The organism is Streptomyces varsoviensis, assembly GCF_000718635.1.
GTDB lineage: Bacteria > Actinomycetota > Actinomycetes > Streptomycetales > Streptomycetaceae > Streptomyces > Streptomyces varsoviensis.
In genome coordinates, this window is record NZ_JOBF01000004.1 from 131,689 (window position 1) to 155,695 (window position 24,007).

At 73.0% G+C, this 24,007-nt stretch carries 21 protein-coding genes; 7 read left to right on the forward strand and 14 right to left on the reverse strand.

The features are described from left to right. Nucleotides 1-573: 573 nt before the first annotated feature. The 7 genes from pheA to IF55_RS09380 form a co-directional block, all read right to left on the reverse strand. Nucleotides 574-1,518 (reverse strand): prephenate dehydratase, encoded by a 945-nt coding sequence (gene pheA, locus IF55_RS09350; protein ID WP_030882426.1) that lies wholly within the window; start codon nucleotides 1,516-1,518, stop codon nucleotides 574-576. Nucleotides 1,519-1,778: 260 nt separating this feature from the next. Beyond that, nucleotides 1,779-3,032, reverse strand: a complete 1,254-nt coding sequence (gene efeB, locus IF55_RS09355) for an iron uptake transporter deferrochelatase/peroxidase subunit (RefSeq protein WP_030882429.1) — start codon at nucleotides 3,030-3,032, stop codon at nucleotides 1,779-1,781. Beyond that, nucleotides 3,032-5,005: a copper resistance CopC/CopD family protein gene (locus IF55_RS09360; RefSeq protein WP_030882432.1), complete on the reverse strand. Its 1,974-nt coding sequence runs from the start codon at nucleotides 5,003-5,005 to the stop codon at nucleotides 3,032-3,034. The genes efeB and IF55_RS09360 overlap by 1 nt, the downstream gene beginning before the upstream one ends. Nucleotides 5,006-5,011: 6 nt before the next feature. Then, complete coding sequence (locus tag IF55_RS09365; RefSeq protein ID WP_030882434.1) at nucleotides 5,012-5,494, reverse strand: copper chaperone PCu(A)C; 483 nt, start codon at nucleotides 5,492-5,494, stop codon at nucleotides 5,012-5,014. After that, complete coding sequence (locus IF55_RS09370) at nucleotides 5,494-6,159, reverse strand: SCO family protein (RefSeq protein ID WP_030882436.1); 666 nt, start codon at nucleotides 6,157-6,159, stop codon at nucleotides 5,494-5,496. The genes IF55_RS09365 and IF55_RS09370 overlap by 1 nt, the downstream gene beginning before the upstream one ends. Before the next feature lie 300 nt (nucleotides 6,160-6,459). Further along, nucleotides 6,460-7,224 carry a YcnI family copper-binding membrane protein gene (locus tag IF55_RS09375; protein ID WP_048831796.1) on the reverse strand — a complete coding sequence of 255 codons (765 nt, stop codon included), beginning with the start codon at nucleotides 7,222-7,224 and terminating at the stop codon, nucleotides 6,460-6,462. A 98-nt stretch (nucleotides 7,225-7,322) separates the two neighbouring features. After that, the gene (locus IF55_RS09380) at nucleotides 7,323-8,168 is read right to left on the reverse strand and encodes a hypothetical protein (protein ID WP_030882439.1); all 846 of its coding nucleotides are present in this window, start codon (nucleotides 8,166-8,168) and stop codon (nucleotides 7,323-7,325) included. 214 nt (nucleotides 8,169-8,382) lie between these two features. Here IF55_RS09380 and IF55_RS09385 point away from each other — a divergent pair, with 214 nt between their 5' ends. Beyond that, nucleotides 8,383-8,847 (forward strand): ATP-binding protein, encoded by a 465-nt coding sequence (locus IF55_RS09385; RefSeq protein ID WP_030882441.1) that lies wholly within the window; start codon nucleotides 8,383-8,385, stop codon nucleotides 8,845-8,847. A gap of 55 nt (nucleotides 8,848-8,902) precedes the next feature. On the opposite strand, the gene IF55_RS39995 is transcribed toward IF55_RS09385, so the two are convergent. Beyond that, on the reverse strand, nucleotides 8,903-9,289 hold the full coding sequence (locus tag IF55_RS39995) for a hypothetical protein (protein WP_063763920.1): 387 nt from the start codon (nucleotides 9,287-9,289) through the stop codon (nucleotides 8,903-8,905). Between the two features lie 329 nt (nucleotides 9,290-9,618). On the opposite strand from IF55_RS39995, the gene IF55_RS09395 reads away from it, so the two are divergent. Together IF55_RS09395 and IF55_RS09400 are read left to right on the forward strand one after the other, a co-directional pair. Next, nucleotides 9,619-10,350 carry an ANTAR domain-containing protein gene (locus IF55_RS09395; RefSeq protein WP_048831797.1) on the forward strand — a complete coding sequence of 244 codons (732 nt, stop codon included), beginning with the start codon at nucleotides 9,619-9,621 and terminating at the stop codon, nucleotides 10,348-10,350. Continuing rightward, on the forward strand, nucleotides 10,347-11,108 hold the full coding sequence (locus tag IF55_RS09400; RefSeq protein ID WP_030882450.1) for a GAF and ANTAR domain-containing protein: 762 nt from the start codon (nucleotides 10,347-10,349) through the stop codon (nucleotides 11,106-11,108). The genes IF55_RS09395 and IF55_RS09400 overlap by 4 nt, the downstream gene beginning before the upstream one ends. 57 nt (nucleotides 11,109-11,165) lie before the next feature. Here the strand turns inward: IF55_RS09400 and IF55_RS09405 are convergent, their stop codons facing one another. Beyond that, complete coding sequence (locus tag IF55_RS09405; RefSeq protein ID WP_048831798.1) at nucleotides 11,166-11,930, reverse strand: GAF and ANTAR domain-containing protein; 765 nt, start codon at nucleotides 11,928-11,930, stop codon at nucleotides 11,166-11,168. Nucleotides 11,931-12,318: 388 nt separating this feature from the next. Here IF55_RS09405 and IF55_RS09410 point away from each other — a divergent pair, with 388 nt between their 5' ends. Continuing rightward, on the forward strand, nucleotides 12,319-12,726 hold the full coding sequence (locus IF55_RS09410) for an anti-sigma factor antagonist (protein ID WP_078643975.1): 408 nt from the start codon (nucleotides 12,319-12,321) through the stop codon (nucleotides 12,724-12,726). A 174-nt stretch (nucleotides 12,727-12,900) separates the two neighbouring features. Here IF55_RS09410 and IF55_RS09415 read toward each other — a convergent pair whose 3' ends face one another. Both IF55_RS09415 and IF55_RS09420 read right to left on the reverse strand, forming a co-directional pair. Next, nucleotides 12,901-14,358 (reverse strand): aminopeptidase P family protein, encoded by a 1,458-nt coding sequence (locus IF55_RS09415; protein WP_030882456.1) that lies wholly within the window; start codon nucleotides 14,356-14,358, stop codon nucleotides 12,901-12,903. A gap of 180 nt (nucleotides 14,359-14,538) precedes the next feature. Next, nucleotides 14,539-16,341: a PP2C family protein-serine/threonine phosphatase gene (locus IF55_RS09420; RefSeq protein WP_078643978.1), complete on the reverse strand. Its 1,803-nt coding sequence runs from the start codon at nucleotides 16,339-16,341 to the stop codon at nucleotides 14,539-14,541. A 521-nt stretch (nucleotides 16,342-16,862) separates the two neighbouring features. On the opposite strand from IF55_RS09420, the gene IF55_RS09425 reads away from it, so the two are divergent. Together IF55_RS09425 and IF55_RS35950 are read left to right on the forward strand one after the other, a co-directional pair. Beyond that, on the forward strand, nucleotides 16,863-17,558 hold the full coding sequence (locus tag IF55_RS09425) for a bifunctional DNA primase/polymerase (protein WP_030882461.1): 696 nt from the start codon (nucleotides 16,863-16,865) through the stop codon (nucleotides 17,556-17,558). Between the two features lie 385 nt (nucleotides 17,559-17,943). Beyond that, on the forward strand, nucleotides 17,944-18,687 hold the full coding sequence (locus IF55_RS35950; RefSeq protein WP_030882464.1) for a hypothetical protein: 744 nt from the start codon (nucleotides 17,944-17,946) through the stop codon (nucleotides 18,685-18,687). A gap of 364 nt (nucleotides 18,688-19,051) precedes the next feature. Here IF55_RS35950 and IF55_RS09435 read toward each other — a convergent pair whose 3' ends face one another. The 3 genes from IF55_RS09435 to IF55_RS09445 all read right to left on the reverse strand — a co-directional run bounded on the left by IF55_RS09435 (nucleotide 19,052) and on the right by IF55_RS09445 (nucleotide 21,918). Further along, the gene (locus tag IF55_RS09435; RefSeq protein WP_030882466.1) at nucleotides 19,052-20,020 is read right to left on the reverse strand and encodes a DUF5926 family protein; all 969 of its coding nucleotides are present in this window, start codon (nucleotides 20,018-20,020) and stop codon (nucleotides 19,052-19,054) included. A gap of 261 nt (nucleotides 20,021-20,281) precedes the next feature. Next, nucleotides 20,282-21,034, reverse strand: a complete 753-nt coding sequence (locus IF55_RS09440; RefSeq protein WP_398243498.1) for an ATP-binding protein — start codon at nucleotides 21,032-21,034, stop codon at nucleotides 20,282-20,284. Between the two features lie 53 nt (nucleotides 21,035-21,087). Continuing rightward, entirely contained in the window at nucleotides 21,088-21,918 is an 831-nt protein-coding gene (locus IF55_RS09445; protein ID WP_030882471.1) for a glycerophosphodiester phosphodiesterase, read from the reverse strand. Nucleotides 21,919-22,155: 237 nt separating this feature from the next. On the opposite strand from IF55_RS09445, the gene IF55_RS09450 reads away from it, so the two are divergent. Continuing rightward, nucleotides 22,156-23,967, forward strand: a complete 1,812-nt coding sequence (locus tag IF55_RS09450; RefSeq protein ID WP_030882474.1) for a S1C family serine protease — start codon at nucleotides 22,156-22,158, stop codon at nucleotides 23,965-23,967. Nucleotides 23,968-24,007: the final 40 nt, after the last annotated feature.

Below are 24,007 nucleotides of genomic sequence, written 5' to 3' on the forward strand. Positions count from 1 at the left end.
ACGCGATATTCCTTTGCGTGTCGTTATGACCGTTTTGCCGGAAGTCAAAAAGCGGTGAATGCGGCGTGCGGAGTGGTGTACGGAGCGAGGCCGGGGAATTTCCGGGCAGTGGCCGAAAAGGGGCGAATGGGTTGTGGGTCGAGCGCCGTCCCGCCTTGCGTGCGGCGGTAGTTGGGGGCGGTTGTCCACAGGCCGTGGGGATCGCAATTCTTTTATCCACAGGGTGTGAGCAAGTTCTGTGGATGTTGACGGTGATCGTTCTGTCCGTTCCGCGCTAGGCGGGGAATTTCCGGTTCAAACCGGGCTCACGCCCTCATTCGGGTGGGAATGGATCGCTCAAAAGGGTTGAACGAGGGAATTGGGGTGACGGTCACGGGGGGCGGGGCTGTGGATGGCGGGGCGGTGGCTAGAGAGATTTGTCGACGATTCCGAGGCGCAGTGTCGACTTGTCCCCAGGGTGACGAACCCCCTGTGGATAACTCGCAGGGTTGTGCACAGGTACACGGAGAGCCATCAACAGGCCGCCCCAACGGCCGAGAGCGGACGCCCGCCCCCGTCCTCAGCCCCCCGTCCTCAGCCCCGCCCGTCCTGGCAGCGCGCCAGCCAGTCCGCCGCCGCCTCGAACTCGCTGTCCGACGTCCCCGGCCGCAGCTCCCCCCGCACCGCCGGGTCCGACGCGTCGACCCCCGCCCGCGGGTACGACCCGAGGAACCGCACCTTCGGGCAGATCCGCTTGAGCCCCATCAGCGCCTCGCCCACCCGCCGGTCGGTGATGTGCCCCTCGCAGTCCACGGAGAAGCAGTAGCGCCCGATCCCCTCGCCCGTGGGCCGCGATTCGATGCGCATCATGTTCACCCCGCGCGCCGCGAACTCCTGCAACAGCTCCAGCAGTGCGCCCGGGTGGTCGTCACCGAGCCAGATCACCAGCGACGTGCGGTCGGCGCCGCTCCGGGCGGCGGGCCGGGCCGGGCGGCCGACCAGTACGAACCGGGTCTGCGCGGTCCGCGCGTCGTGGATGTCGGTGACCAGGGGCTGGAGCCCGTACGTCGGCGCGGCGAACTCCCCCGCGAACGCCGCGTCGTAACGGCCCTCCTGTACGAGCCGGGCGCCGTCCGCGTTCGAGGCGGCCGACTCCCACACGGCCTCGGGCAGGTTGGCCGCGAGCCAGTTGCGCACCTGGGGCTGGGCGACGGGGTGCCCGGTGACGGTCTTGATGTCGCCGAGCGCCGTGCCGGGCCGCACCAGCAGCGCGAAGGCGATGTCCAGCAGCACCTCGCGGTAGATCATCAGCGGTTCGCCGGTGGCGAGTTCGTCGAGGGTGGCGGTGACGCCGCCCTCCACCGAGTTCTCGATCGGCACGAGGGCCGCCGCCGCCTCGCCGCCCCGCACGGCGTCCAGCGCCGTCGGCACCGACACCATCGGCACCAGCTCGCGCGTCGCCGCTTCCGGCAGCGTCCGCAGAGCGGCCTCGGTGAAGGTGCCCTCGGGGCCCAGATAGGTATAACGGCTGGCCGACATCACGCTGGCTCCTCGTGGATCAGAGAGGGAATCGAAGAGGGGGCAAAGAAGGGAGCAGAGAACGAACGGAGGTGAGGAAAGCAAGGGGAACTCGCCACGATACTCAGCCCCCGCCCCGCCCACCTCGCCGTCCGGCCGGCGGACGGACGACCGCCGAGGGCGACCAGGCCGTACGGCCGCGCCGGATGCCCGTACGACCACCGCGCCGGGTGCCCGTACGACCGCGCCGTACGGCCGAGCGGACGAGAGCCCAGTCAGGGTCACCCCTCCAGCAACGCCTGCCCCACATATCCCCCCGGCTTCGGCGCCGGCGGCACCGCGTAGAGGCCGCTGGCCTCGTGCCGCAGGAAGCGGGAGAGCCCGTCCCCCCGGTCGAGCTTCCGCTGCACCGGCACGAACCCCTTCATCGGGTCGGCCTGCCAGCAGATGAAGAGCAGCCCGGCGTCCGGCGCCCCGTCGTCGCGGAACCCGTCGTGGTACGAGAAGGGGCGCCGCAGCATCGCCGCGCCGTGGTTGGACTCCGGCGCGGCGACGCGGATGTGGGCGTCGCCCGCGATGGCGATGGAGCCGTCCTTGTTGAACTTGTCGAGGTCGACGGGTGTGGTCTCCGTGCCGCCCGACAGCGGCGCGCCGTCCGACTTGCGGCGTCCTATGACCCGTTCCTGCCGGTCCCGCGAGAGGTGGTCCCAGTCGTCGAGCAGCATCCGGATGCGCCGGACGACGGCGTACGAGCCGCCCGCCATCCATGCCTCGGCGGCCGGCCCGCCCGAGGCGGGGACGAAGACGCGGGCGTCGAAGTCCTTGTCGGAGGGGTGCGGGTTGTTGGTGCCGTCGACCTGGCCCATGAGGTTGCGTACGGTCATGGGCTTGGCGGTCGCGCCCGGGGTGCGGGTGAAGCCGTTCATCTGCCAGCGCAGCCGGGCCGCGTCGCCCGCGTCCTTCTGGAGGGTGCGCAGCGCGTGGAAGGCGACGAAGGCGTCGTCCGAGCCGATCTGGATCCACAGGTCGCCCTCGCCGCGCTTGGGATCGAGGACGTCGGCGGTGAAGTGCGGCAGCGGTTCGAGGGCGGCGGGCCGTTTGGCGGTGAGCCCGGTGCGGTCGAAGAAGGTGCGGCCGAAGCCGAAGGTGATGGTGAGGGAGGAGGGCCCGGCGTCGTACGCGACGCCGCTGTCGTCCTTGGCCGCCTTGCCCGCCATCAGCTCCTCGGCCCTTTTCGACCAGCGGCGCAGCAGGGCGGCGGCGCTCTTGCGGTCACCGCCGGGCGCGAGGTCGAAGGCGACGAGGTGGGCGGTGGCCTGGAGCGGGGTGGTGATGCCGGCCTGGTGCGCGGCGCGGTCGTCGGCGTGGAAGGCGACGGCGGTGGAGCCGACGGTGGTGAGGGCGGTGGGCGGTTCGGCCCGTACGGCCTGTGCGGTGAAGGCGCCGCTCGCGCCGCCCGCGACGAGCCCCGCGGCGCCGGCCGCGCCGGCGGTGCCGAGCAGCCGCCGCCTGGTGATGGGGTGTTCGGTCGTCATCAGTTGATCTTCACGTTCTTGATCTCCGTGACCTGGTCGATGTCGGAGGTCCGTACGGTCAGGGTGAGCTGCCAGTCGCCCGCCATCGGCAACTGGAAGCCGGTGGCCTTCCAGCGCCCGGCGGACAGGCGGTTGAGCGAGGTGTGCAGCGGGCCGATCTTCTTCTCCTTCTCGGTGAGGGAGATGTCCAGCTCCGGTACGTCGACGGGCCGGCCGTCGGGGCCCTCGGCGCGGGCCTCGACGGTGTTGTCGCCGGAGCGGGCGGGGTCGATGGTGATACGGGCGGTGCCGCGGCCGTCCGCGCCGCCGGTGTCGTAGGGGATCTTGACGTCGACGGGCCCGGCGGAGGCGGTCCCGGACGCGGAACCCCCGCCCGCGGCCTGCTTCTGCTCGGTCTCGGCGCGGCCCGGCTGGGTGCCGGAGAGCACGGTGGTGACGGCGAGCAGGACGACGGCGACGCCGGTCTCGGCGAGGACGGAGCGGCGCAGCCCGGTGCGGTTCTCGTCGGCGTCGCGGCGGCGCTGCCCGGCGGCCCGGTCCATCGCGGCGCGCTGCCGGGCGAGTTGGGCGGTCCGCTCGGCGGAGGCCCCGCCGCCCCCGACGGCCACCTTCGCCTTCTCCGCGGCCTTGGCGGGCCTGGCAGCCTTCTCCTTCTTCCCGCTCTTCCCGCCGGTATCCGTACGGTCCGCGAGCCGGTTGGTCCAGCGCCGGGAGAAGTAGGCCAGCCCGACCACGACCGCGACGAGCCCGATCTTGAGGAGCAGCCACCGGCCGTACGCCGTCCCGGTGAGCGCGCCCCACGTGCCGACCTGCCGCCACGACTGGTACGTGCCGGTGGCGACGAGGACGCAGACGGAGGCGAAGGCGAGCCGGGAGAAGCGCTGGACGGCCGCGCGCCGGATGGGCGTGTCGGTGCGGAGGGTGACCAGGAGGGCGACGAGCCCGCCGAGCCAGCAGCCGACGGCGAGCAGGTGCAGGATGTCGACGGGCATCGCGAGGTACGGCTGGATGCCGACGGAGGCGTGCTCGGCGAGCGACCAGGTGGCGGCGAGCCCGGCGGCGACGATGGTGCCGCCGATGGCGAGCCCGTAGGCGAGCCCGCGCCTGCCGTCCCCTTCGGCCCCTTCCCCTGCCCCCTCCGTTTCCTTGCGTCCCTTCTCGCGCGCGGCCGCGGTCGGCGCGTCCCCCGGCGCGTACGAGCCGAAGAGCACGGCGAGGAAGACGGCGGCGGCGCTGAGCAGCAGCAGCCGGGAGAGCAGGGCCGCGCCGGGCTTGGTGGAGAGCACCCCGCCGAGGAGTGAGAAGTCGAGTACGGAGCCGAGCCCCTTGGTGTTCGTATAGGCCCCGCGGAGCAGCAGCAGCGCGGTGGTCGAGGCGAACAGGGTGACCCAGCCGCCGACGGCGATCTTCTGTACGGCCCGCGAGGAGCGGCTGACGCCCGCGAAGACGCAGCCGCCGACGAGGAGGACGAACCCGGCGTACGCGGCGTACCGGCCGATGCCGTAGAGGGCGCCGACAGCCGGGTCGACGTCGGCGGCGGGCGCCTTGACGGTGGTCTTGGACGGGGCGCCGATGGAGAAGGTGAAGGCCCCGCCAACCGGGTGGCTGTCCGCGGAGACCGCCTGCCAGGCGACGGTGTACGTGCCGTCGGCGAGCCCGCCGCGCAGGGCGACGGCGGCGGTGTCGGACGCGCCGTCCGCGTGGGCGGCCCGGCCCTCCTCGACCCGCGTGCCCCGCGGGTCGAGTACCCGCAGGGAGTCGGCGCTGAGCAGCACCCCTTCGGAGAAGGTGAGCTTGACCCGCTGGGGCGCGGTCTTGACGACCGAGCCGTCGGCGGGGTCGGTGGCCGTGAGCGCGGCGTGCGCGGCGGCCGGCGTCGCGCCGAGGGCGAGCGTGCCCAGGAGCGCGCAGACCAGCGCGGCCAGGAGGGCCCCGGCTATCGGCAGGGGCCGTCGGGCGGTGGGTGGGGTCATCGCACGTCAGTCCTCGGGGCGGTACGTCGGGGGTTCGACCGGGACCTGGACCTTGATGGACTTGGATTCCGCGAAGTGCAGCGTGAACTCGACCTTCTCGCCGACCTTGGGGAGGTGGTCGAGCTTGCCGAGCATCAGGTGGTTCCCGCCGCGGGAGAGGGTGAGCTTGCCGCCCGCGGGCACGTCGAGCGACGTGGCCTGCTTCATCTGCGAGCCCTCGGTGACGTGCATGGTGACGTCGGGGGAGAGGGGGCTGCTGACGGAGGTGAGCCGGTCGGCCTTGCCGCCGTCGTTCTTGACGGTGAAGTACGCGGCGGCCATGTCGGCCATCGCGGGTTTGGGCAGATAGCTGCCGTTGACGGACAGCTCGGCGCGGTCCGGCTTCGAGTCGGCCTGGCCCGAGCCCGAGTCGCACCCGGCGATGGCGATGAGTGATGCGGCCACGACCAGCGGGAGGCCGGCGGCGGTGGCGACGGCGGCCTTGCGCATCAGGGGTTCTCCCCCTTGACGATCTTCGGCAGCTCGCGGGTGTAGTCCGCGGCGGTGCTCTTGGCGGTGTAGATCCAGTGGGCCTTGTCGTCCTTGGGGGAGTAGGCGACGACCTCGGCGCCGTGGCTGACGGTGATGGAGCCGTCCTTCTGCTTCTTCGGCTTCTCGACGAAGATGCCCAGCGGTTTGGCGGCGGCCTGGATGGTGGCGAAGTCGCTGGTGAGGCCGATGACCTTCTGGCCGCCCTGGGCGTCGAGCCATTCGCGCATCCGCTTGGGGGTGTCGCGGGCGGGGTCGGTGGTCACGAAGACCATCTGGAGCTTGTCCTGCTCGGCCTTGGGGAGCTTCTTCGCGGCGGCGGCCATGTCGGCGACGATCGTGGAGCAGACGTCGGGGCAGTAGGTGTAGCCGAAGTAGAGCAGCACGGGGCGGCCCTTGGTCTCCTTGACCAGGTCGTACTTCTTGTCGTCGGTGTCGGTCACCACCAGGTCGGGCTTGTCCTTGGTGGTGTCGAGGGTGATCGCGCCGGTGCTCTTGTCGGCCCCGGAGACGGACATCGCGGGCTTGTCGCCCTTGGAGCCGTCGGAGCCGGAGTCGGAGCCGCAGGCGGTCAGGGAGAGCGCGGCGGTGGCGGCGAGTGCCGCGCCCAGGATCTTGGTGCGCATGGAGTTCTTCTCCGTCAGCGTGAAGGGTGTGTGGGATGGATGGGAGGGGCTGGGTGGCGGGGCGGCGGGCTCGGTTCCGCCGCCCCGTTCGGACCGTATGCCGGGGGCCCGGCGCGCCCGGTCAGCCGGCCCCGCCCGCGTGCCGCGGACGTACGGCCCGGGGGACTCCGGGCGGGCTACCGGACGTACGGCCCGGGGGACCGTGAACGTACGGTCCGGGAAGCCGTGAACGTACGTCCCGCGGCCCGCCGGACACGGAAGCGGCCCCCGGCCGGCCGGGCACGGCGGCGCCCCCGCCCGTCAGGTGCGGGAGCGGCGGCGGCCCGTGAGCACGGCGAAGGCGACGCCGAGCACGCCGACGACGATGCCGACGATGCCGAGGACGCGGGCGGTGGTGTCGGAGCCGCCGGCGGCGCTCTTCGAACTCGCCGTCGCGTTCGTGTCGGACCGGTCGTTCTTGGCGTCCCCGCCGCCCTTGTCGGCGGCCGGCGCGGTGAGCTTGAGGGCCGGTGCGGGGTGCTCGGGCTCCTCGCCGCCGGGGGTGCTGGCGTCGATCCAGCGCACCACGTCGTTGTCGGAGTAGGTCTGGAGCGCCTTGAAGACGATCTGGTCGGCGTCCTTGGGCAGCGGGCCCATCGAGACGGGGAACTGCTGGAAGCTGCCCGGCTCGATCTTCCCGCCGGACCAAGTGATCTTGGTGACGGCCTCGTTGACCATGCCGTCGGCCGTCTTGATGGGCTTGTCCAGCTTGGCCTTGTCGACCTTGACGTCCCAGCCGGGCACGGGCTGCGTGGAGACCGACGGCAGGGGGTGCTTGGGGTCGAGGGTGACTTCGAGCTTGACGGTCGAGGCGTTGTCCTTCTCGTTGGGGACCTTGAAGGCGACGGTGGTGTAGCCGCCCTTCTCGGCGGTCCCCGGTTGCACGCTGACGTGCGCGGCGGCGGGGCCGGCGACGAGCAGTACGGTCCCGCCGGCGAGGGCGGCGGCGAGGGGGAGGCGGCGCGGCACGGTGCGGCGCGCGGTGCGCGGTGGCGGCGTGGCGTGCGTGGCGTGGGCGGTGGTCATGACGGCGGACCCTTCACGGAGGGGGATGGGGGGCGTGCGCGCGTACGGCGGCCGCGCGAGCGCCCGCCCGGCCGGTCGCCGGGGCTGCGTCGCGTGGGTCAGGCCGCCAGTGCGCAGCGCGGCGGTCCCCGCCGGACCACACTGTGGGTGAGGGCGAGTTCGCGCGGAGCGGCTTCGTCGTTCTCGTACGAGCGCCGGGCGGGCCTGCGTACGGTGGCCGCGGCCGCCTCCTCGCCCGCCCCGGCGCGCAGGGCGGCCCGTACGAGACGCAGCGCGGCGCGCAGGGCCGCGACGAGCGCGGCGTCCGCGACCAGGTGCGCGGCCTGCGCGGAGAGCCGGACGGCTCGCCACAGCGCGGCCTCGCCGCGGCGCAGCAGCCAGCCCGCCGCGAGCCCGGCGAGCAGGTGGCCGAGGACCATGGGGAGGGTGGGCAGCAGCCCCTGGACCAGGGTGAGGTGCGACATGCCCGCGGCGTCCGCCGGAGCGCCCGCCGCGCCGCTCATGGAGTGGATCGTGGCCGGGCTGATCCCGGACTGCTCCACCAGGCGGTGCGCCTCGGCGGCGGTCAGCCGGCCGGGGTGGTTGCAGACGAGCTGCGCGGCGAACGCGATGAGCCGGCCCTCGGAGCCGTCGGACGCCGGGGTCGGCATGGCCATGGCCAACGCGCCCTGTCCGAGCCCGAAGAGGGCGTGCAGGCCGAGCTGGCCGAGGGTGAGGGCGGCCGCGATGCCGGGGAGCGAGCGTTCGCGTCCGGCGAGCGGCGCGACGACCGCGAAGAGCACCACGAACCCGGCGGCGAGGGTCCACGCGGGGACGCTCGCGCACGACGCCATCGCGTGCCCGCCCGCGGACAGCAGGACGCAGACCGCGGTGAACACCGCGGTCCGCAGCAGCCGCAGATCGGCGCCGGCGCGCGCGACGGGGACGGTGGCGGGGGGAGACATGGCTGCGTCATCATCCCACCGCGCGTGCCGCCGTCCTACGGCAGGGGGGCGTATGAGCCGGGGCATACCGGCGCACATGGACGCGGCGCTATACACCCGCGCGTCAAGTTTCCACATCCGCCGAATGAGCGGTCTCACAGCCGCCGTACGCTTACGGCCCCTTGCGGCGGGCTATACGTATCGGTATGTCGAGCCGCAGCCAGGAGGCTGGAACATGAGCATTTGGTGGTCACTCCATTTGCGGCGCGAAGCTGCGAGCGTTCCGCTCGCCCGGCGGCTTCTGCTCGGCACCATGGAGACGGCCGGGGTCGACCCGGACATCTCCTACGACCTTTCGGTGGCCCTCAGCGAGGCGTGCGCCAACGCGGTCGAGCACGGGGGTGACGCGTCCGCCGAGGACTATCGCGTCACGGCCCGCATCGACGGCGACACATGCCGTATCGAGGTCATCGACTCCGGTCCAGGTTTCGCCGACAAGCTCCGGGCCCGCGGTCGCCGTACGCCCACGCGACCGCACCAATCAGCCTCCGACCGTGCGGAACACGGCCGGGGGCTGTTTCTCATCGAATCCCTCACCGATCACGTCCGGGTACGGAACCGCTCCGGGAGCCCGGGCGCGGTGGTGAGCTTCGACAAGATCCTCAAGTGGCGGGAGGGCGCGCTGCTCAGAGCCGTGTGACGGGCCCCCGCCCGCGCCGGTTTCCGCGGCGCGGGGCGGCGGACCGCCGCGCGCCTTACCGGGCCCGGCTCCGTCCTCCGGGCCCCGTCTCCTCCTTGCCGCCGGACACGCCGCCGGATGAACCGCCGGACGCGCCGGATGTGGCTCCCTGCCCCTTGGTCTGATCGGTCTGGTCCGGAGCCCCGCCCCGGCCGCCCGGCAGGCCGCCCGCCCGGCGCCCCCAGAGCGCCTGTTCCCGGCGGAAGCGCCGGTCGTAGCGGTCCTGGCGGACGCGGCGCTCGCGGTACTCCCGGTAGCCCGGGTCATCGCGCAGCCGCAGTCCGCCGAGGGTGCCGTAGCGGGTGAGGGCGAAGAGCAGGAGGGCCGCCGCCACCCACAGGATGGGGTAGGCGAAGCCCAGGGCGATGAGCGCCGCGAAGAGCATGACGACGAATGGGATCATGACGGTTCTCCACGTACTGGGTGGTGTGGAGCGGTGGGGCGCCGAGCGCGGAACGGTGCTCGGCCGGCGTCCGGCGGGCCGGGAGACCGGGCAGCCGGAATGAGGGGCCCTCGCGCCCTTACGAGCCGGGGCCGGGGCGGCTGCCCTCACAGTAGTACGCGGGCCGCCGCGTGGTGAGGGGAGCGGCGACGCGTACGGCGATGTGCGCACCGGGGCCGGTTGGGAAACGCAGCCGCGTATGCCGCCCATCGTCGACTGCCGCTAATGTTGTCGGTGCGGTATCGGTGCCGCGTCCGAAGGCATTGCCGAACTCGGAGCGGGGCGAAGGCATGATCAGCGACCGGATGGCCCGGGTACTGAGCATGTTGTACGGCGCGGACCGCGATGACCCGACGGAACTGTTCGCCGAGGTCCTGGACGTGGACGGCGTGACGGTCTCCGTGAGCGTGGACACGGGCCGTACCGCGCACACCGAGCGACTGTGGTCCCACGGCGATGTCGCGGTCGCGTTCAGCGACCTCCAGAACATGCTGGGCGAGGGGCCGGAAATCGACGCCGTCCGCAGCCGTAGCGCAGTGCTGGTCCCGAACCTCGACGCGGTCCAGGCCGAGAGATGGCCGCTGCTGGTGCCGGCCGCGGCCGACCTGCCGGTGGCGGCCGTGTTCAGCTTCCCCCTCGGCGTCGGGGCGATCCGGCTGGGAGCACTGACGCTGCTGCGCACCCAGCCGCGCCCGTTGTCCGGTGAGCAGTTGGACGACGCGTTCGCCCTGGCGGCCGCGCTCACCACGACCGTGCTCGACAACGGCCGCCCCGGCCTGGCGAGCGGCCTGCTGGAGCCGGACCCGCCGGGGGAGTGGCAGCAGGCGGTGGTGCACCAGGCGACGGGCATGATCAGCGTGCAGCTTTCGGTGCCCCTGGCGGAGGCACTGGTCAGGCTGCGCGCGATGGCCTTCAGCCGCGATCAGCCGATCGTGGAGCTGTCCCGGGACGTGGTGGCGCGTCGGCTGCGGTTCAGCGAATCTACGTGCGGGCCGCAGGGTCCGGAAGAGAACAGGGGATGACGCCCATGTCCCGCCAACAACAGGTCTCTCAGGTGTTCGTCGAACTGGCGGACACCCTGGTGGACGAATTCGACATCATCGATTTCCTCCAGAAGCTCTCCGCCCGCTGCGTCGAACTGCTGGACGTCACGGCCGCCGGGATTCTTCTCGCGGACTCCTACGGCAGGTTGCAGACCATCGCGGCGTCCGACGAGCACACCCGGCTGCTGGAGCTGTTCTCCCTCCAGCACGAACAGGGGCCGTGCGTGGAGTGCTACACACGGGGGGTCGCCCGTACCAACATCGACCTCGCCAATGCCACGCACACGGCGGGCTGGCCGCGGTTCGCCCACCATGCGCGAGACGCCGGGTTCACCACCACGCACGCGTTCCCGCTGCGGCTGCGCCAGCACGTCGTGGGGGCGATGAACCTCTTCCACGCCGATCGCCGGCCGCTCGGCGCGGAGGACAGCGCGCTGGCCCAGGCGCTGGCCGACGTCGCCACGATCGGCATCCTCCAGCAGCGCACGCTGGAGCGGACCCTGACCGAGCGGGCCCAGCTCCAGTCCGCGCTGACCAGCCGCATCCTCATCGAGCAGGCGAAGGGCATCCTGGCCGAGCGCTGGGACACCACCCCCGACCACGCCTTCACCGCCCTGCGCGGCTATGCGCGGGGGCACGGCATGCAGATCTCCGTGCTGGCGGGGAAGGTCATCGACAACGAGGCCCCCTCCGGACTTGGCGAGCCCATCGCCTCGGAGAACGGAGAAAACCGATGACTGAGGGGCGTCGGACGGCGGCGGTGAACGTCCGCGACCGGCGGCGGGCCGGCCGGGTCAGCCGGTCTCCCGGTGGTCCCGTCCGTCCCGCTCGTCGGTGAGGTCGGCGAGCGCGGCGACATCGAAGTCCCCGCGGGTGATGTCGTGCGCGAGCTCGCTCATGCGCACACCGTCCCGGCGGGAACGCTCCCGCAGGGCCCGGAACGCGGTGGCGGTGTCGACCCGTCGGTGCTCGGCGACGATGCCGACCGCCCGCTCGACGTGGGAGCGGCTCGTACGGGCGGTGAGGAGCTGGTCCGTGAAGCGGGCGGGCTGGACGGCCTGGCGGTGCGAGAACAGCCCCACGGTGGCTATGTCGGCCAGGGCCTGAGCGGTCCGCAGGTCGTCCTCGGGCAGGCGGCCGGGCGCGGTGTGCATCAGGTTGAGCGCTCCGATGACCTGGCCGCGCAGCCGCAGCGGCAGGGCGTGGATGGACCGGTAGCCCAGGACGCGGGCCGCGGGGGCGAACAGCGGCCAGCGCGTCTCGGTGTCCAGATCGGCCGTGTACTGGATCAGGCCGGTGCGGTAGCAGTCCAGGCAGGGCCCCTGGCCGGACTGGATCTCGCGGATGTCCAGTTCGTGGCCCTCCTCGCTGGAAGCCCCGATGACATGCAGGTTTCCCTCCAGATCGGCGAGTATGACACCACTGGAGCGGACCCCCAGCAGGTCGACGCAGTGCAGGGACAGGGTGGTCAGCAGCTCGACCACGTCGAAGTCGTCGACGAGGGTGCCCGCAAGCTCCACGAACGCCTGGGACAACCGTTGCTCGCGGGAGGTACCCATAGGGCGAGCGTAGGCAGGCGGTGCTGCTCCCGCAACGCCGGGACGGCCGCTCGCCGCCCGGGCCCGGCAGCGGAGGCCGGCGCCGGGGCTCGGCCCGTGCGGAACGTTCGGGTGAGTCTTCGACAAAGCCTGGGAGCGTAATTTCAAGCAGAATTCCAGCAATTCACTCGACCGAGTGGCTGGGAGCGGGTATGAATCGTTTATGCAGCTCGCGGGCGACCACCGCGCCGCTACGGTTGCCGAAGTCATCCCGGACCCCGGTGGCCACCGCATCGCTACTGTCGCTTGCCCCGGTTCCTGTACGTGAGGTTCTCGCACCCGAGATGTCCGTACGCGAGATCCCTGTAGTACACGAATGACGGGGCGCGTTGCTCCAGGGGGTGCCGCCATGGGCGGGGGATATCACGACGGATACGCGACGGCGCCGGCCGGCGACCTTGAGTACCGGGCCGGCAGCCATCTGAGACTGCGCACGCACGCCACGTACGGCTTCACCGTCGCGGAGCCGCTGGGCGAGATCGACATCGCCACGGTGGGCGAGGTGCGCCCGCTGCTGGACGCCGTCACCGAAGGGCCGGCCCCGACCCTCGCGGTCGACCTGCGCGCCACGACCTTCTTCGACTGCGCGGGCCTGTCGCTGCTGTCCCGCCTCCACAACCGGATCACCGAGCGCGGCGGCCGGCTGTACCTGGTCTGCGACCAGCCGCTGACGCTGCGGATGCTGCGCATCGTCGGCATGGACGAGCGGCTGCGCCCCGCGCCCACGCTGGAAGCGGCGCTCGCGCGCGCCTCCTGACCGCGAGGGCGTACGGCGACGGGCCGCGCCCCCCGTAACAGGGGACGCGGCCCGCCGGTGTGCGTACGGCCGTACGGGCGCGGTGTCCGTACGAGCACGGGGGCCCATACGACCACGGGCCCGTATGGACGCGGAGGCCGTACGGGCGCGGAGGCCGTACGGGCGCGGGGGCGGTCAGCCCTTGACGCGGGCCATCCACGCCTCGACGTCCGAGGCCGTGCGCGGCAGCGCGGCGGACAGGTTCCGGTTGCCGTCCTCGGTGACGAGGATGTCGTCCTCGATGCGGACGCCGATACCGCGGTACTCCTCGGGCACCGACAGGTCGTCGGCCTGGAAGTACAGGCCGGGCTCCACGGTCAGCACCATGCCCGGCTCCAGCGCGCCGTTCACGTACGCCTCGGTGCGGGCGACCGCGCAGTCGTGGACGTCCAGGCCGAGCATGTGGCCGGTGCCGTGCAGGGTCCAGCGGCGCTGGAGGCCGAGCTCCAGAACGCGCTCGACCGGCCCCTCGACGATGCCCCACTCGACGAGCTTCTCCGCGAGCACGCGCTGCGCGGCGTCGTGGAAGTCGCGGAACTTCGCGCCGGGCCGCACCGCCGCGATGCCCGCCTCCTGGGCCTCGTACACCGCGTCGTAGATCTTGCGCTGGAGGTCGTCGTACGTGCCGTTGATCGGCAGCGTGCGGGTGACGTCGGCGGTGTAGAGGGTGTGGGTCTCCACGCCGGCGTCCAGGAGGAGCAGTTCGCCGGAGCGGACCGGGCCGTCGTTGCGCACCCAGTGCAGGGTGGTGGCGTGCGGGCCGGCGGCGCAGATGGAGCCGTAGCCGATGTCGTTGCCGTCGACGCGGGCGCGCAGGAAGAACGTTCCCTCGATGTACCGCTCCGAGGTGGCCTCCGCCTTGTCGAGCACCTTCACGACGTCCTCGAAGCCGCGCACGGTGGCGTCCACGGCCTTCTGGAGTTCGCCGACCTCGAAGGCGTCCTTCACCAGGCGCTGCTCGCTGATGAAGACGCGCAGCTCCTCGTCGCGCTCGGCGGTGACCTTGTCGCGCAGCGCCTCCTCGATCCCGGCGTCGTGGCCGCGCACGGCGCGGACCGGGCCGGTGGCACCCCGCAGCAGGTCCGGGAGGTCACGGACGTCCTCGGCGGGGATGCCGAGGAGCTGCTCGGCCTCGGCGAGGCTGTGCCGGCGGCCGACCCACAGCTCGCCCTGGCCGTCGAGCCAGAACTCGCCGTTCGCGCGGTTGGAGCGCGGCAGCAGGTAGAGCGTGGCGTCGTGGCCGCCGCCCGCCGCGGGCTCCAGGACGAGCACGCCGTCATGCGTCTGGTCGCCGGTGAGGTAGGCGTACTCGGTGGACGCGCGGAAGGCGTACTCGGTGTCGTTCGAGCGGGTGCGCAGGTTGCCGGCCGGGATCACCAGCCGCTCGCCGGGGAAGCGCGCGGAGAGCGCGGCGCGGCGGCGGGCGGTGTCGGGGGCCTGCGCGATCGGCGCGAGGTCGCGCAGTTCCGTGTCGGCCCAGTCGGACCTCATGTTCTCGGCGAGTTCTTCGGACACGGCTGGGTACAGACCGTTCTTCCGCTGCTTGATGGGCTCCTCTGCCGCCGGGGTCTGCGGGGTGGGCTCCTCGGTCACGACATCCTCCTCGATCTGGACCGCCTTCCATCGTATGTGCGGGCGGCGGAGGGCCGAGAGGGCGTGACCCACCTGTGAGAAGCCCTGTGGGGCGGGGGTGGGGCGTGCGCCGAACCGGTCGGAGACGGGCCTCGGCCGGACCTCGGCCGGAGCGGGTCTCGGCCGGCCCACAGCCGGGCCTCAGTCGAAGCGGGCCGCGAGAAGTATCACGTCCTCGTCGCTGTCGGCCTCGTCGAGACCGTCCGGCAGGACCGTGCGCAGCACGTGGTCCACGACCGCCTCGGGGTCCCCGCGCAGCGCGGTGGGGACGCCCGCGGCGGCGGAGTGCAGCCGGGCGAAGGCGCGGTCCATGGAGTCGCCGGTGCGGTGCAGCAGCCCGTCGCTGTAGAGCAGGAGCGTTTCGCCGGAGCCGGGCTCCAGCTCGACGCTGGGCGCCTCCCAGCAGGAGAGCATGCCGAGCGGTGCGGAGAGGGACGTCTCCACGTACTCGACGCGGTCGTCGCCGATGAGCAGCGGCGGGCAGTGGCCGGCCCCGGCGAGGACGATCTTGTGGGCGGGGGTGCCGTCCGGGTGGGGGACGAGGGCCGGCTCGCAGTAGGCGAAGAGGGCGGTGGCGGAGCGGGCGGGTTCGGTGAGCCGGAGCAGGAGTTCGAGGTCGGAGAGGACCGCGACGGGGTCCTCGCCCTCCATCACGGCGTACGCGCGCAGGGACGCCCGTAGCCGTCCCATCGCGGCGACGGCGCTGGGGCCGGAGCCGGTGACACCGCCGACGGCGAGGCCGAGCGCGCCCTCGGGCAGCGGCAGCGCGTCGTACCAGTCGCCGCCGCCGTGCGGCCCGGTGCGGTGGCGGACGGCGAGCCGGACCCCGGTGACCCGCGGCAGCCGGCTGGGCAGCAACTCCTCTCGGAGGGTGGCCACCATGGCGCGGGCGCGGTCGAGTTCGAGGTGGCGGGCGAGGTGTTCGGCGGCGTACGCGCAGTAGAGGCCGGCGAGGTGGCGCTGGCGGGCGGTGGGCTCGGCCGGCTCGTCGTAGAGCCAGACGGCGGCGCCGAGCCGGCCGGTGGCGTCGGTGGCCAGCGGCACGGCGTAGCTGGCCGCGTAGCCGAGCCGGGCGGCGACCTCGCGGTGGCGGGGGTCGCGCCCCGGCTCGCCGGCGATGTCGGGGTGGGCGATGCCGGGCCGTACGGGCGGCTGGGCGCCGGGGTCCGGGGCGGCGCCGGCCGGTGCCCGCGCGCCGGACTCCGCTTCGGCCTCCGGTTCCTCCGTGGCGCCGGGTTCGGGGAGGCCGTCGAGGAGCCGCCCGTAGGCGACGGAGGCGCGGGGGATGGTCTCGATGTGGCCGAGGTCGGCGCGGCCGAGCCCGAGGCCGACGGTGGTGACGGGGCCGAGGCCGTCGGCCGGCTGGAGGGTGATCAGGCCGCGCCGGGCGCCGACGAGGGAGGAGCCGCCGCGCAGCAGTTCGTGCAGGGCGGCTTCGAGGGTGCCCGCGCGGGCGATCCGCTCGGTGAGCTCGTGGAGGGTGGTGAGGTCGGAGACCCAGCCCGCGAGGCGGTCCTGGAGCACCGCGCCGGGGGCGGCGGGCGGCGGGACGGCGGCGCCGGGGACGCCCGGTGCGCCGACGCCGGCGGACCCGTCGGGACCGGCGGACCCGTCGGGGCCCGCGCGGTCGGCGGAGCGGTCGGCGGAATCGGAAACGCCGTCTGCGCTTTCGGGCACGGAAGTGTGCGCGGGAGTGGGAAGTGAGGGATTGATTCCGGCCACTTTCGGCAACTGTGGTGCGGTCATGGCCGGCTGCCTGGCTCGGTCCGCGCGTCGTCGCAGGTGAGTATGGGCTCGAAGGCGGTGTCCGGGGTGCTGGCGAGCGCCGTTGCCCGACCGTCCGGCCTCTGTGTATTGCTCAATAGCATCGCAAACCCCCATGTCATGTTGCGCCGCTATCAATGTCTCCACATGTACACGCCCGAGTAAGGGGATGTCCAGCATTGGACTATTGGGATTGATGGTGTCTGTGGGGATTCGAAGTTGGCCGGAAAATGACCATGGGAGTGTCCAGTGGAGGTCGACTGACGTCATTCGACAACGCGTCATATCCACCGAGGTGGGTACGTACTCGGAGAAGGGCAGGGGCAGTTGAGATCGCCCCGGAACCCGGCGGACGGCCATCGCGTCTTAAACGGCGACGGCCGTGCCCCATCCCCGAGTGGCGGCGGGGTTCCCCTGGCGAAGTCATGGGAGCACTGGGCACAGCGCGAAGCGCCATCAACGCGCCACCCCTCGCCACGTTCCACGCTCGGCCTGCGGCGTGATGCGCTGCCTAGTACGCGCTGTGACCTGTGATCCACGTGGTGTGAGGGGCTCCGTAGTGTCACGGAGCACACCGGACCGCCGCGAAGTGCCATGCGAAGTGCCCTGTAGTGCGTTGGACATGTAGTGCGATGGACACGTCCCCTGCCTCCGGCGGGCGGACCCCAGCCCTCGGCGTTCACGGAAAGGAACGAGCGCTCATGCGCGATTTCCTCGGAAGGCGACGCAAGCTCTCCCCTCGGCGTCGCGGCGGGCGGTCGACGTTGCTCGCCGCAGCCCTGACCTGCGCGACCGAATGGAAGTGGCCCGTGCTCCCGGGCGTGGGACTACGCCCCGGCCACGGCCGGGACCCGGAGTGCGGCTGCCCGCACCCCGACTGCGTGGTGCCCGGCGCCCACCCCTTCGACCCGGGCCTGCTGGCGGCCACCACGGACGCCCGCATGATCCGCTGGTGGTGGACCAACCGGCCGGACGCGCCCGTCGTGCTCGCCACGGGCGGCGCCGCGCCCTGCGCCGTGAGCCTGCCCGCGGTGGCGGGCGCGCGGGCGCTGGCCGCCTTCGACCGGCAGGGCGTGCGGCTCGGCCCGGTGGTCGCCACCCCCACCCGGTGGACGCTGCTGGTGGCCCCGTACTCCCTCGAAGTGCTCGGCGAGTTGCTGCACAGCCAGGACTGGGTGCCGGGATCGCTCCGGTTCCACGGGGACGGCGGCTACGTGGCGCTGCCGCCGTCGCGTACGGGAGCGGGCCGAGTGCGATGGGAGCGGGCCCCGCGGCCGGCGGCGGCCGGCGCGGGGGCCGGGACGACGCCATGGCTGCCGGACGTCGCCACGGTCGTGGACGTACTGGTCGAGGAGAGCGCGGGAACCCCGGGCGGCGGGAGCCGACTGGCGCATTGAGCGGCTGCTGAGCGCGGCTGCCGAGCGCTGCCGCTGAGCGCCTGCTGGGTGCTTGCTGGTCGCGTGATCGTTTACGCGGCGGTGAAGCGGCCCGTGGGGACGAGCCGGGCGGCGCGTCGGGGTGGATCGAGGCGCGTCGGGGTGGATGGAGGCGCGCTGCGGTGGATCGAGGCGTGCCGCGGTGGATCGAGGTGCGTCGCGGCGGATTGGGGCAGAGGGGCGCGTACGGGCGGGAGCCGCACGCGCCCTCACTCGTACGGGTGTAAGCGGACCCGAGTTGTACGGGAAATGGGCCTGCTGGCACGGGGAAGTCGCCGCTTCGGTGGTTATGTTCGGCATACCGATCAACCGATCAAGCTTCCCCGGCGAGTTGCAGGTGGGTTCCATGGAACGAGCGCCCCAGCCCCGTGCCGCCAACCTTCGGGTGGTCGCCCTCGCGAGCGCGGTGGCGCTGGCCGTCGTGCTGCCGCTCGCCGCGGCCGTGGCCGGGCCGGCGGGCCGGCTGGACCCGGCGGTCGCCGAGCGGACCGGTGAGAAAGCCCGCGAGAGCGCCCCTGACGGGCCCGCCGACGGCCCGGCGGGCGACGGCCTGGCGGGCGACGCCGCGAAGCCGTCGGCGGAGCCCGACGCCGCCGGCTCCCGGCGCGGCGCGCAGGCCGTGGGCGAGCGGCCCGCCGCCGACGGCGGGCACGGGATGCTCTCGGAGCTAGGGCTCGCCGCGGACCCGGCCAAGGCCCGTAACACCGCGCGGTGCGGCCCCGCCCTCTCCTCGGCCGAACTCTCCGCGCGCGGCCGGGTCGAGGCGCAGACGTGCGTCCTGGCGCAGGGCCGCGACACCTGGTCCCGGCTCTACTACCGCAACGCCACGGGCGGCCCGCTGAAGGCCGTACTGACCCTGATGCAGCCCGACGGGCGGACGCTCCAGGCGCACTGCGAGGTGGCCGGCTCCGTCGGCCGCGGGTCCTGCCAGACGCCGCGCGAGCGGACGGTGCGCGGTTACGGCGAGCAGGGGGGCCGGAGCGGGCCGGGGGCGCACGACGGCTACACGGCGGTGTCGGAGATCGCCTCGGCGGACGGGAGGCTGCTGCTCCGGTCCGGCAGCAACTCTCCGGACGACGCGGAGGATTAGCCGAAGCCGAAGCCGAAGCCGAAGCCGAAGCCGAAGCCGAAGCCGGAGCCGAAGCCGGGCCATGCTCGTCACCGAGGGGCGTGGGGCCGGTGCGGAGCGAGAGATTGGTGCTGAGCGGGCGGCCGGTGCGGAGCACGAGGGGCCGGGGCTGAGCGAGAAGCCCCGGATTCAATTATTCCGGGGCATGGAAACGCCCGGTCGCTGGCGACGGGGGATGCACCAGCGACCGGGCTCCTAGAACCGTAACAAGAGATCGGCGGTTCGCAAATTCCATCGCGGAAATCCGGTCGCGTATTTTCCTGGTTTCCAGGCCAGGAGCGGGAGTTGTGACAGGAGTCACGTCGATGGGCCGCCGATACGGCGGTCAGCTCAGGGTCACCTGTCGGTTGGTGAGGCCGCCGCGCGCCCGCCGCTCCTCCTGGGTCAGCGGGGCGTCCGAGGCGAGCGCCTCGCCCAGCCGCTCCGCGAAGGCGGCGGCGGGCTTCTCCACGTCCGCGGCGCGCATCGCGACCGGCAGGTCCCAAACGGGCACGGTCAGGCCGTGCGCGCGGAACGAGCCGACGAGCCGGGTCCCCTCGCCGAGCGATGCCGCCCCGGCGGCGTGCAGCCGGGCGAGGGCGTCCAGCAGCCGCTCCTCCGGGTGCGTCATGACCCAGCGCAGGTGGTTCTTCTCCGGCGTCTCGCACCAGTACGCGGCGTCGACGCCCGCCAGCCGGGCGGTGGGGATCGCGGCCTCGTTGGCGCGCTCCAGGGACGCGGCGACCTCGCCGGTCGCGTTCTGGGCATCTTCGATCCAGAACTCGAACCCCTCGTGCACGACGGGCGCGAACGGCCCCTCCGGGTCGAGCAGGTCCTGAAGGCGCGGCCCGTCGGCGGGCACGCGCTCGGCGGCGACCGGGCTCCCCGGCTCGGCGGCCAGCGCGCGCCGGAGCGTGTCGGCCAGGTCGCGGCTGATGTCGCCGGAGGCGGTGTCGTTCTGGAGCCCCAGCAGCACGGCCCCGTTGTCGCGGCGCAGCGCCGGCCAGGCCATCGGCAGCACGGTGGCGAGGGTGACCGAGGGCACGCCCTCGGGCAGCCCGTCCTTGAGGTGCAGCTCCACGGTGGCGGCGGGCACCAGCTCGCGCAGCGCCACCCAGTCCGCCTCGCCCGGCAGCCCCTCGAAGGGGCGCTGCACCAGCTCGGTGACGGCCTGCGCGGCCTGGCGGCCGTGGCACGCCTTGTAGCGGCGGCCGGAGCCGCAGGGGCAGGGCTCGCGGGCGCCCACGACCGCGATCTGCGCGTCGTCGGCCTGCGGCCGGGCGGCCTTCGTCTGGGGGCGGCGCTTCTTGGCCATGGCGTGCGTGTCTCCCGATCGGTCCGGCTCGTACGGGCGCGAGCCTAGCGGTCGGGAGCGTACGGGCGGCGGGGTGCGTTGGGCGGGCGGGCGGCGGCTGTGCGGGCGGCTGCTGTGCGGGCGGGCGATGCCCGGTCGACGGCAGGGGGGCGTACGCCCGTACGCCCCGCGCCTTCGTCCTGGCCCTCGCTGTCGGCCTCGCCCTCGCGCCCGCCTTCGCTCTCGCGCCCGCCTTCGTTTCGTCGCCCCCGTGGGCCGGGGCTAGCGCAGCTCGTCGATGTCGGCGAAGGCCGCAGGCATCGCGGCGATCGAGGGCACCGGGGCCACCCGCGGCGGCGCGGCGGGGCCGAGATCGACGCGCGTAGCGAAGCTCTCACGTGCGGAAAGAGCAGCCCATACGGTCACCTCGCCGGAGGCGTCGCGGACGCCCCACTCCTGGGACAGCGCCCGGATGATGTTGAGGCCGCGGCCGCCGCGGGCCGTTATGGACGGGGTGGCCGGAAGGGGGCGGGTCGGACCGCCGCCGTCGGTGACCTCGACGGTCAGCCGGCCGCGCTCGTCCACGCGCCAGGCCGCCAATATGCTGCCGTCGCGGTCGGGGCCCCACCCCTCGGCGTGGCCGTTGCCGTCGCTGCCGTTTCCGTTACTGGCGCGGCCGTTTCCGCTATTGCTTCCGCTGCCGCCGCTGACGTGGCCGTTGCTGCTGCCGTTGCGCCTGTCGTCGGTGCTCAGCGGGCGGCCGTGCCGGTACGCGTTGCTGAGCAGTTCCGAAAGGATCAGTACAGCGTCGTCGATGACCGAGTCCGCCACTCCGCTCATGCGCAGATCCTCGCGCATGCGGTGCCTTGCCACTCCCACGGCCGACGGACCATGGGGTACGGCCATGATCGACGACGTGGGCACCTCCTGTGCCACCACCAACGCCACCCCCGAGACCTCCTTCGCCCCACGCCAGGGGATGAATGCCCCAATGGACTGGACCGGAAACCGGCCAATAGTGATCCGGGGAGGCACTCGTAACGAAGGAATGCGCAACGAACGCGCCGGTGCACACCCTGTAATGGTTCCTATCGGCGGTCGAGTTGTGACAGCACCTGCTTGGGGCGGTTTGTGATCACGGCGTCCACGCCGAGGTCCGCGCACAATTCGACGTCGGCCGGTTCGTCCACCGTCCATACGTGCACGCGATGCCCGGCGCGGTGCAGCCGGCGTACGTAATCGGGGTGGTTGCGCACGATGCGAATGCTCGGCCCGGCGATCCGTACGCCCGCGGGGAGCCGCCCGTCGCGGTGGCGCGGGGAGATGAACTGCATCAGGTAGACGGTGGGAATGGTGGGCGCGGCGGCCCGTACCCGGTGCAGGGAGCGCGTGGAGAAGCTCATGACGCGCACCTGGGAGGGCGGGCCGTGCGCCGCGGCCGGCTCGATGAGGCCGAACCGGCCGAGGAGGCCGAGCAGCCGCTCCTCGACCTGGCCCGCCCAGCGGGTGGGGTGCTTGGTCTCGATGGCGAGCTCGACGCGGCGGTCGGCGTCGGCGACGAGTTCGAGCAGGCGCTCCAGGGTGAGCACGGCGGTGGCGTCCCGGTCCGGGGCCTCGTGATCGGCGGCCTGGCCCTTCCAGGAGCCGAAGTCGAGGGCGGCGAGGTCGGACAGCTCCAGGGCGGAGACGGCGCCGCGGCCGTTGGAGGTGCGGTTGACGCGGCGGTCGTGGACGCAGACGAGGTGGCCGTCGGCGGTGAGCCGGACATCGCACTCCAGGGCGTCCGCGCCGTCCTCGATCGCTCTTCGGTAGGCGGCGAGCGTGTGCTCGGGGGCTTCCTCGGAGGCTCCGCGGTGGGCTACTACGGACAGGGGCTGGGGCTCGGGACGGACGTCCCTGGCCTGGCGTGCGTAGGTCACCGAGTTATGGTGCCATCGCGAGGCGTAGTCGCGCATGCGGTCCCTTATGCCCGGCTGATCCGAGATGGTGAGGATCGCGGGGAATGACTGGAGATAAAGACAGACGAAGGGCGTCCGCGAAAGGCACAGTCTCCGTTTACAGCGCCCTGACGCCTGATGGGAAAGGCTGTGGACGGACGCTCGAAACACGTGGGCCGAGGCCATGATGACCACTGACGTGCACCTGAGGAGAGAGCTGTGAGCACCGAGAACGAGGGCGCTGCCGCTACGCCTGCGGCGGCGCCGCGTACGGCACCTCCGGCGCCGGACACCGCGTCGGCGCACACCGCTCCCCACACCCCGGCCGCCCCGCCGGCCCCTGTGGCCCCTCCGACCCCGCCCGCACCGCCGAGGCCGGCGGAGCCGGGGGCGGGGGAGGAGGCCGCGCCGGCGGGTCAGGGGCGGGGGCAGGCTCCGTCGGGGGCCGAAGGCCAGGCCCAGAGCCGGGGCCAGGGCCCGTCGGAGGCCGAGGGCCAGGGCCAGGGTCAGCCTCCGGCGCAGGCTCCGGTTGGGGCTCCGCAAGGGGGCCCGGCTCCGGCTCCGGCTACGGCTCAGCCGCCGGCCTCGCCGCCGCCCGGGCCGTACCAGCAGCCCGTACAGCCGACGACTATGGCGGAGTACGGCCATCCGGGGGCGGGAGCGCCCGGCGGACCCGGCGGACCTGGCGGACCCGGTGCTCCCGGTGCTCCTGGCGGAGCCGCTGGTGCAGGCGTGCCTAGTGGTGCAGGCGTGCCCAATGGTCCGGGAGGTGTGCCAGGTGCGCCCGGTGGGGCGGGCGGCTGGTGGGCGCAGGGCGGCGCCGGTGGCATGGGCGGTCCGGGTGAGCCCGGGGGCCCGTGGGGCGCCGGGCCCATGCCGCCGCCCCCTCGCCGACGCGGCGGCCTGGTGGCCGCCGTGCTGGCGGCGGCGCTGATCGCGGGCGGTGTCGGCGGCGGGGTCGGGTTCTGGGCCGCGGACCAGCGGGACAACTCCGGTTCCACGACGGTGGCGTCGACCGGGGACGCGAAGACGGACAGCAGGGCGCCCGACTCCGTGGCCGGCATCGCGAACAAGGCGCTGCCGAGCGTCGTGACGATAGAGGCGCAGGGCCAGGGCGGTGACGGCAGCACGGGCACGGGCTTCGTCTACGACAAGCAGGGCCACATCCTGACGAACAATCACGTGGTCGCCTCGGCAGCGGAGGGCGGCAAGCTGACGGTGACGTTCTCGAACGGCAAGAAGTACGAGGCGACGGTCGTCGGCCGGGCGAAGGGCTACGACGTGGCCGTCATCAAGCTGAAGAACCCTTCCGACGCCAAGCTCACCCCGCTGCCTCTGGGGGACTCGGACAAGACGGCGGTGGGCGACGCGACGGTCGCCATCGGCGCGCCCTTCGGCCTGTCCGGCACGGTCACGACCGGCATCGTGAGCGCGAAGAACCGCCCGGTCTCGTCCAGCGAGGGGGGCGGCGCGGGGGGCAGCGCCTCGGCCTCGTACATGAGCGCGCTGCAGACGGACGCCTCGATCAACCCGGGGAACTCCGGCGGCCCGCTGCTCAACGGCCAGGGCGCGGTGATCGGCATCAACTCCGCCATACAGCCCGCGGGCGGCGGCGGTGGCGGCGGCTTCGGCGGCCAGCAGCAGGCCGGCAGCATCGGCCTGGGCTTCGCGATCCCGATCAACCAGGCGAAGGACGTGGCGGACCAGCTCATCAAGACGGGCAAGCCGGTCTACCCGGTCATCGAGGCCACGGTGAACATGAAGAGCACCGGCGACGGCGCCACGATCGCCAACAACGGCACCACTGACGGCACGCCCGCCATCACCCCCGGCGGCCCGGCCGACAAGGCGGGGCTCAAGCCCGGCGACACGATCACGAAGATGGACGACACGATCATCGACAGCGGGCCCACCCTGATCAGCGAGATCTGGACCCACCACCCCGGCGACAAGGTCACCCTCACCTACACCCGCGACGGCAAGCAGTCCACCACCCAAGTCACCCTCGGCCAACGCACCGGCGACAGCTAACCGCCCCTCGCCCCCCGCCACCCCGCCCACAATCCCCGAA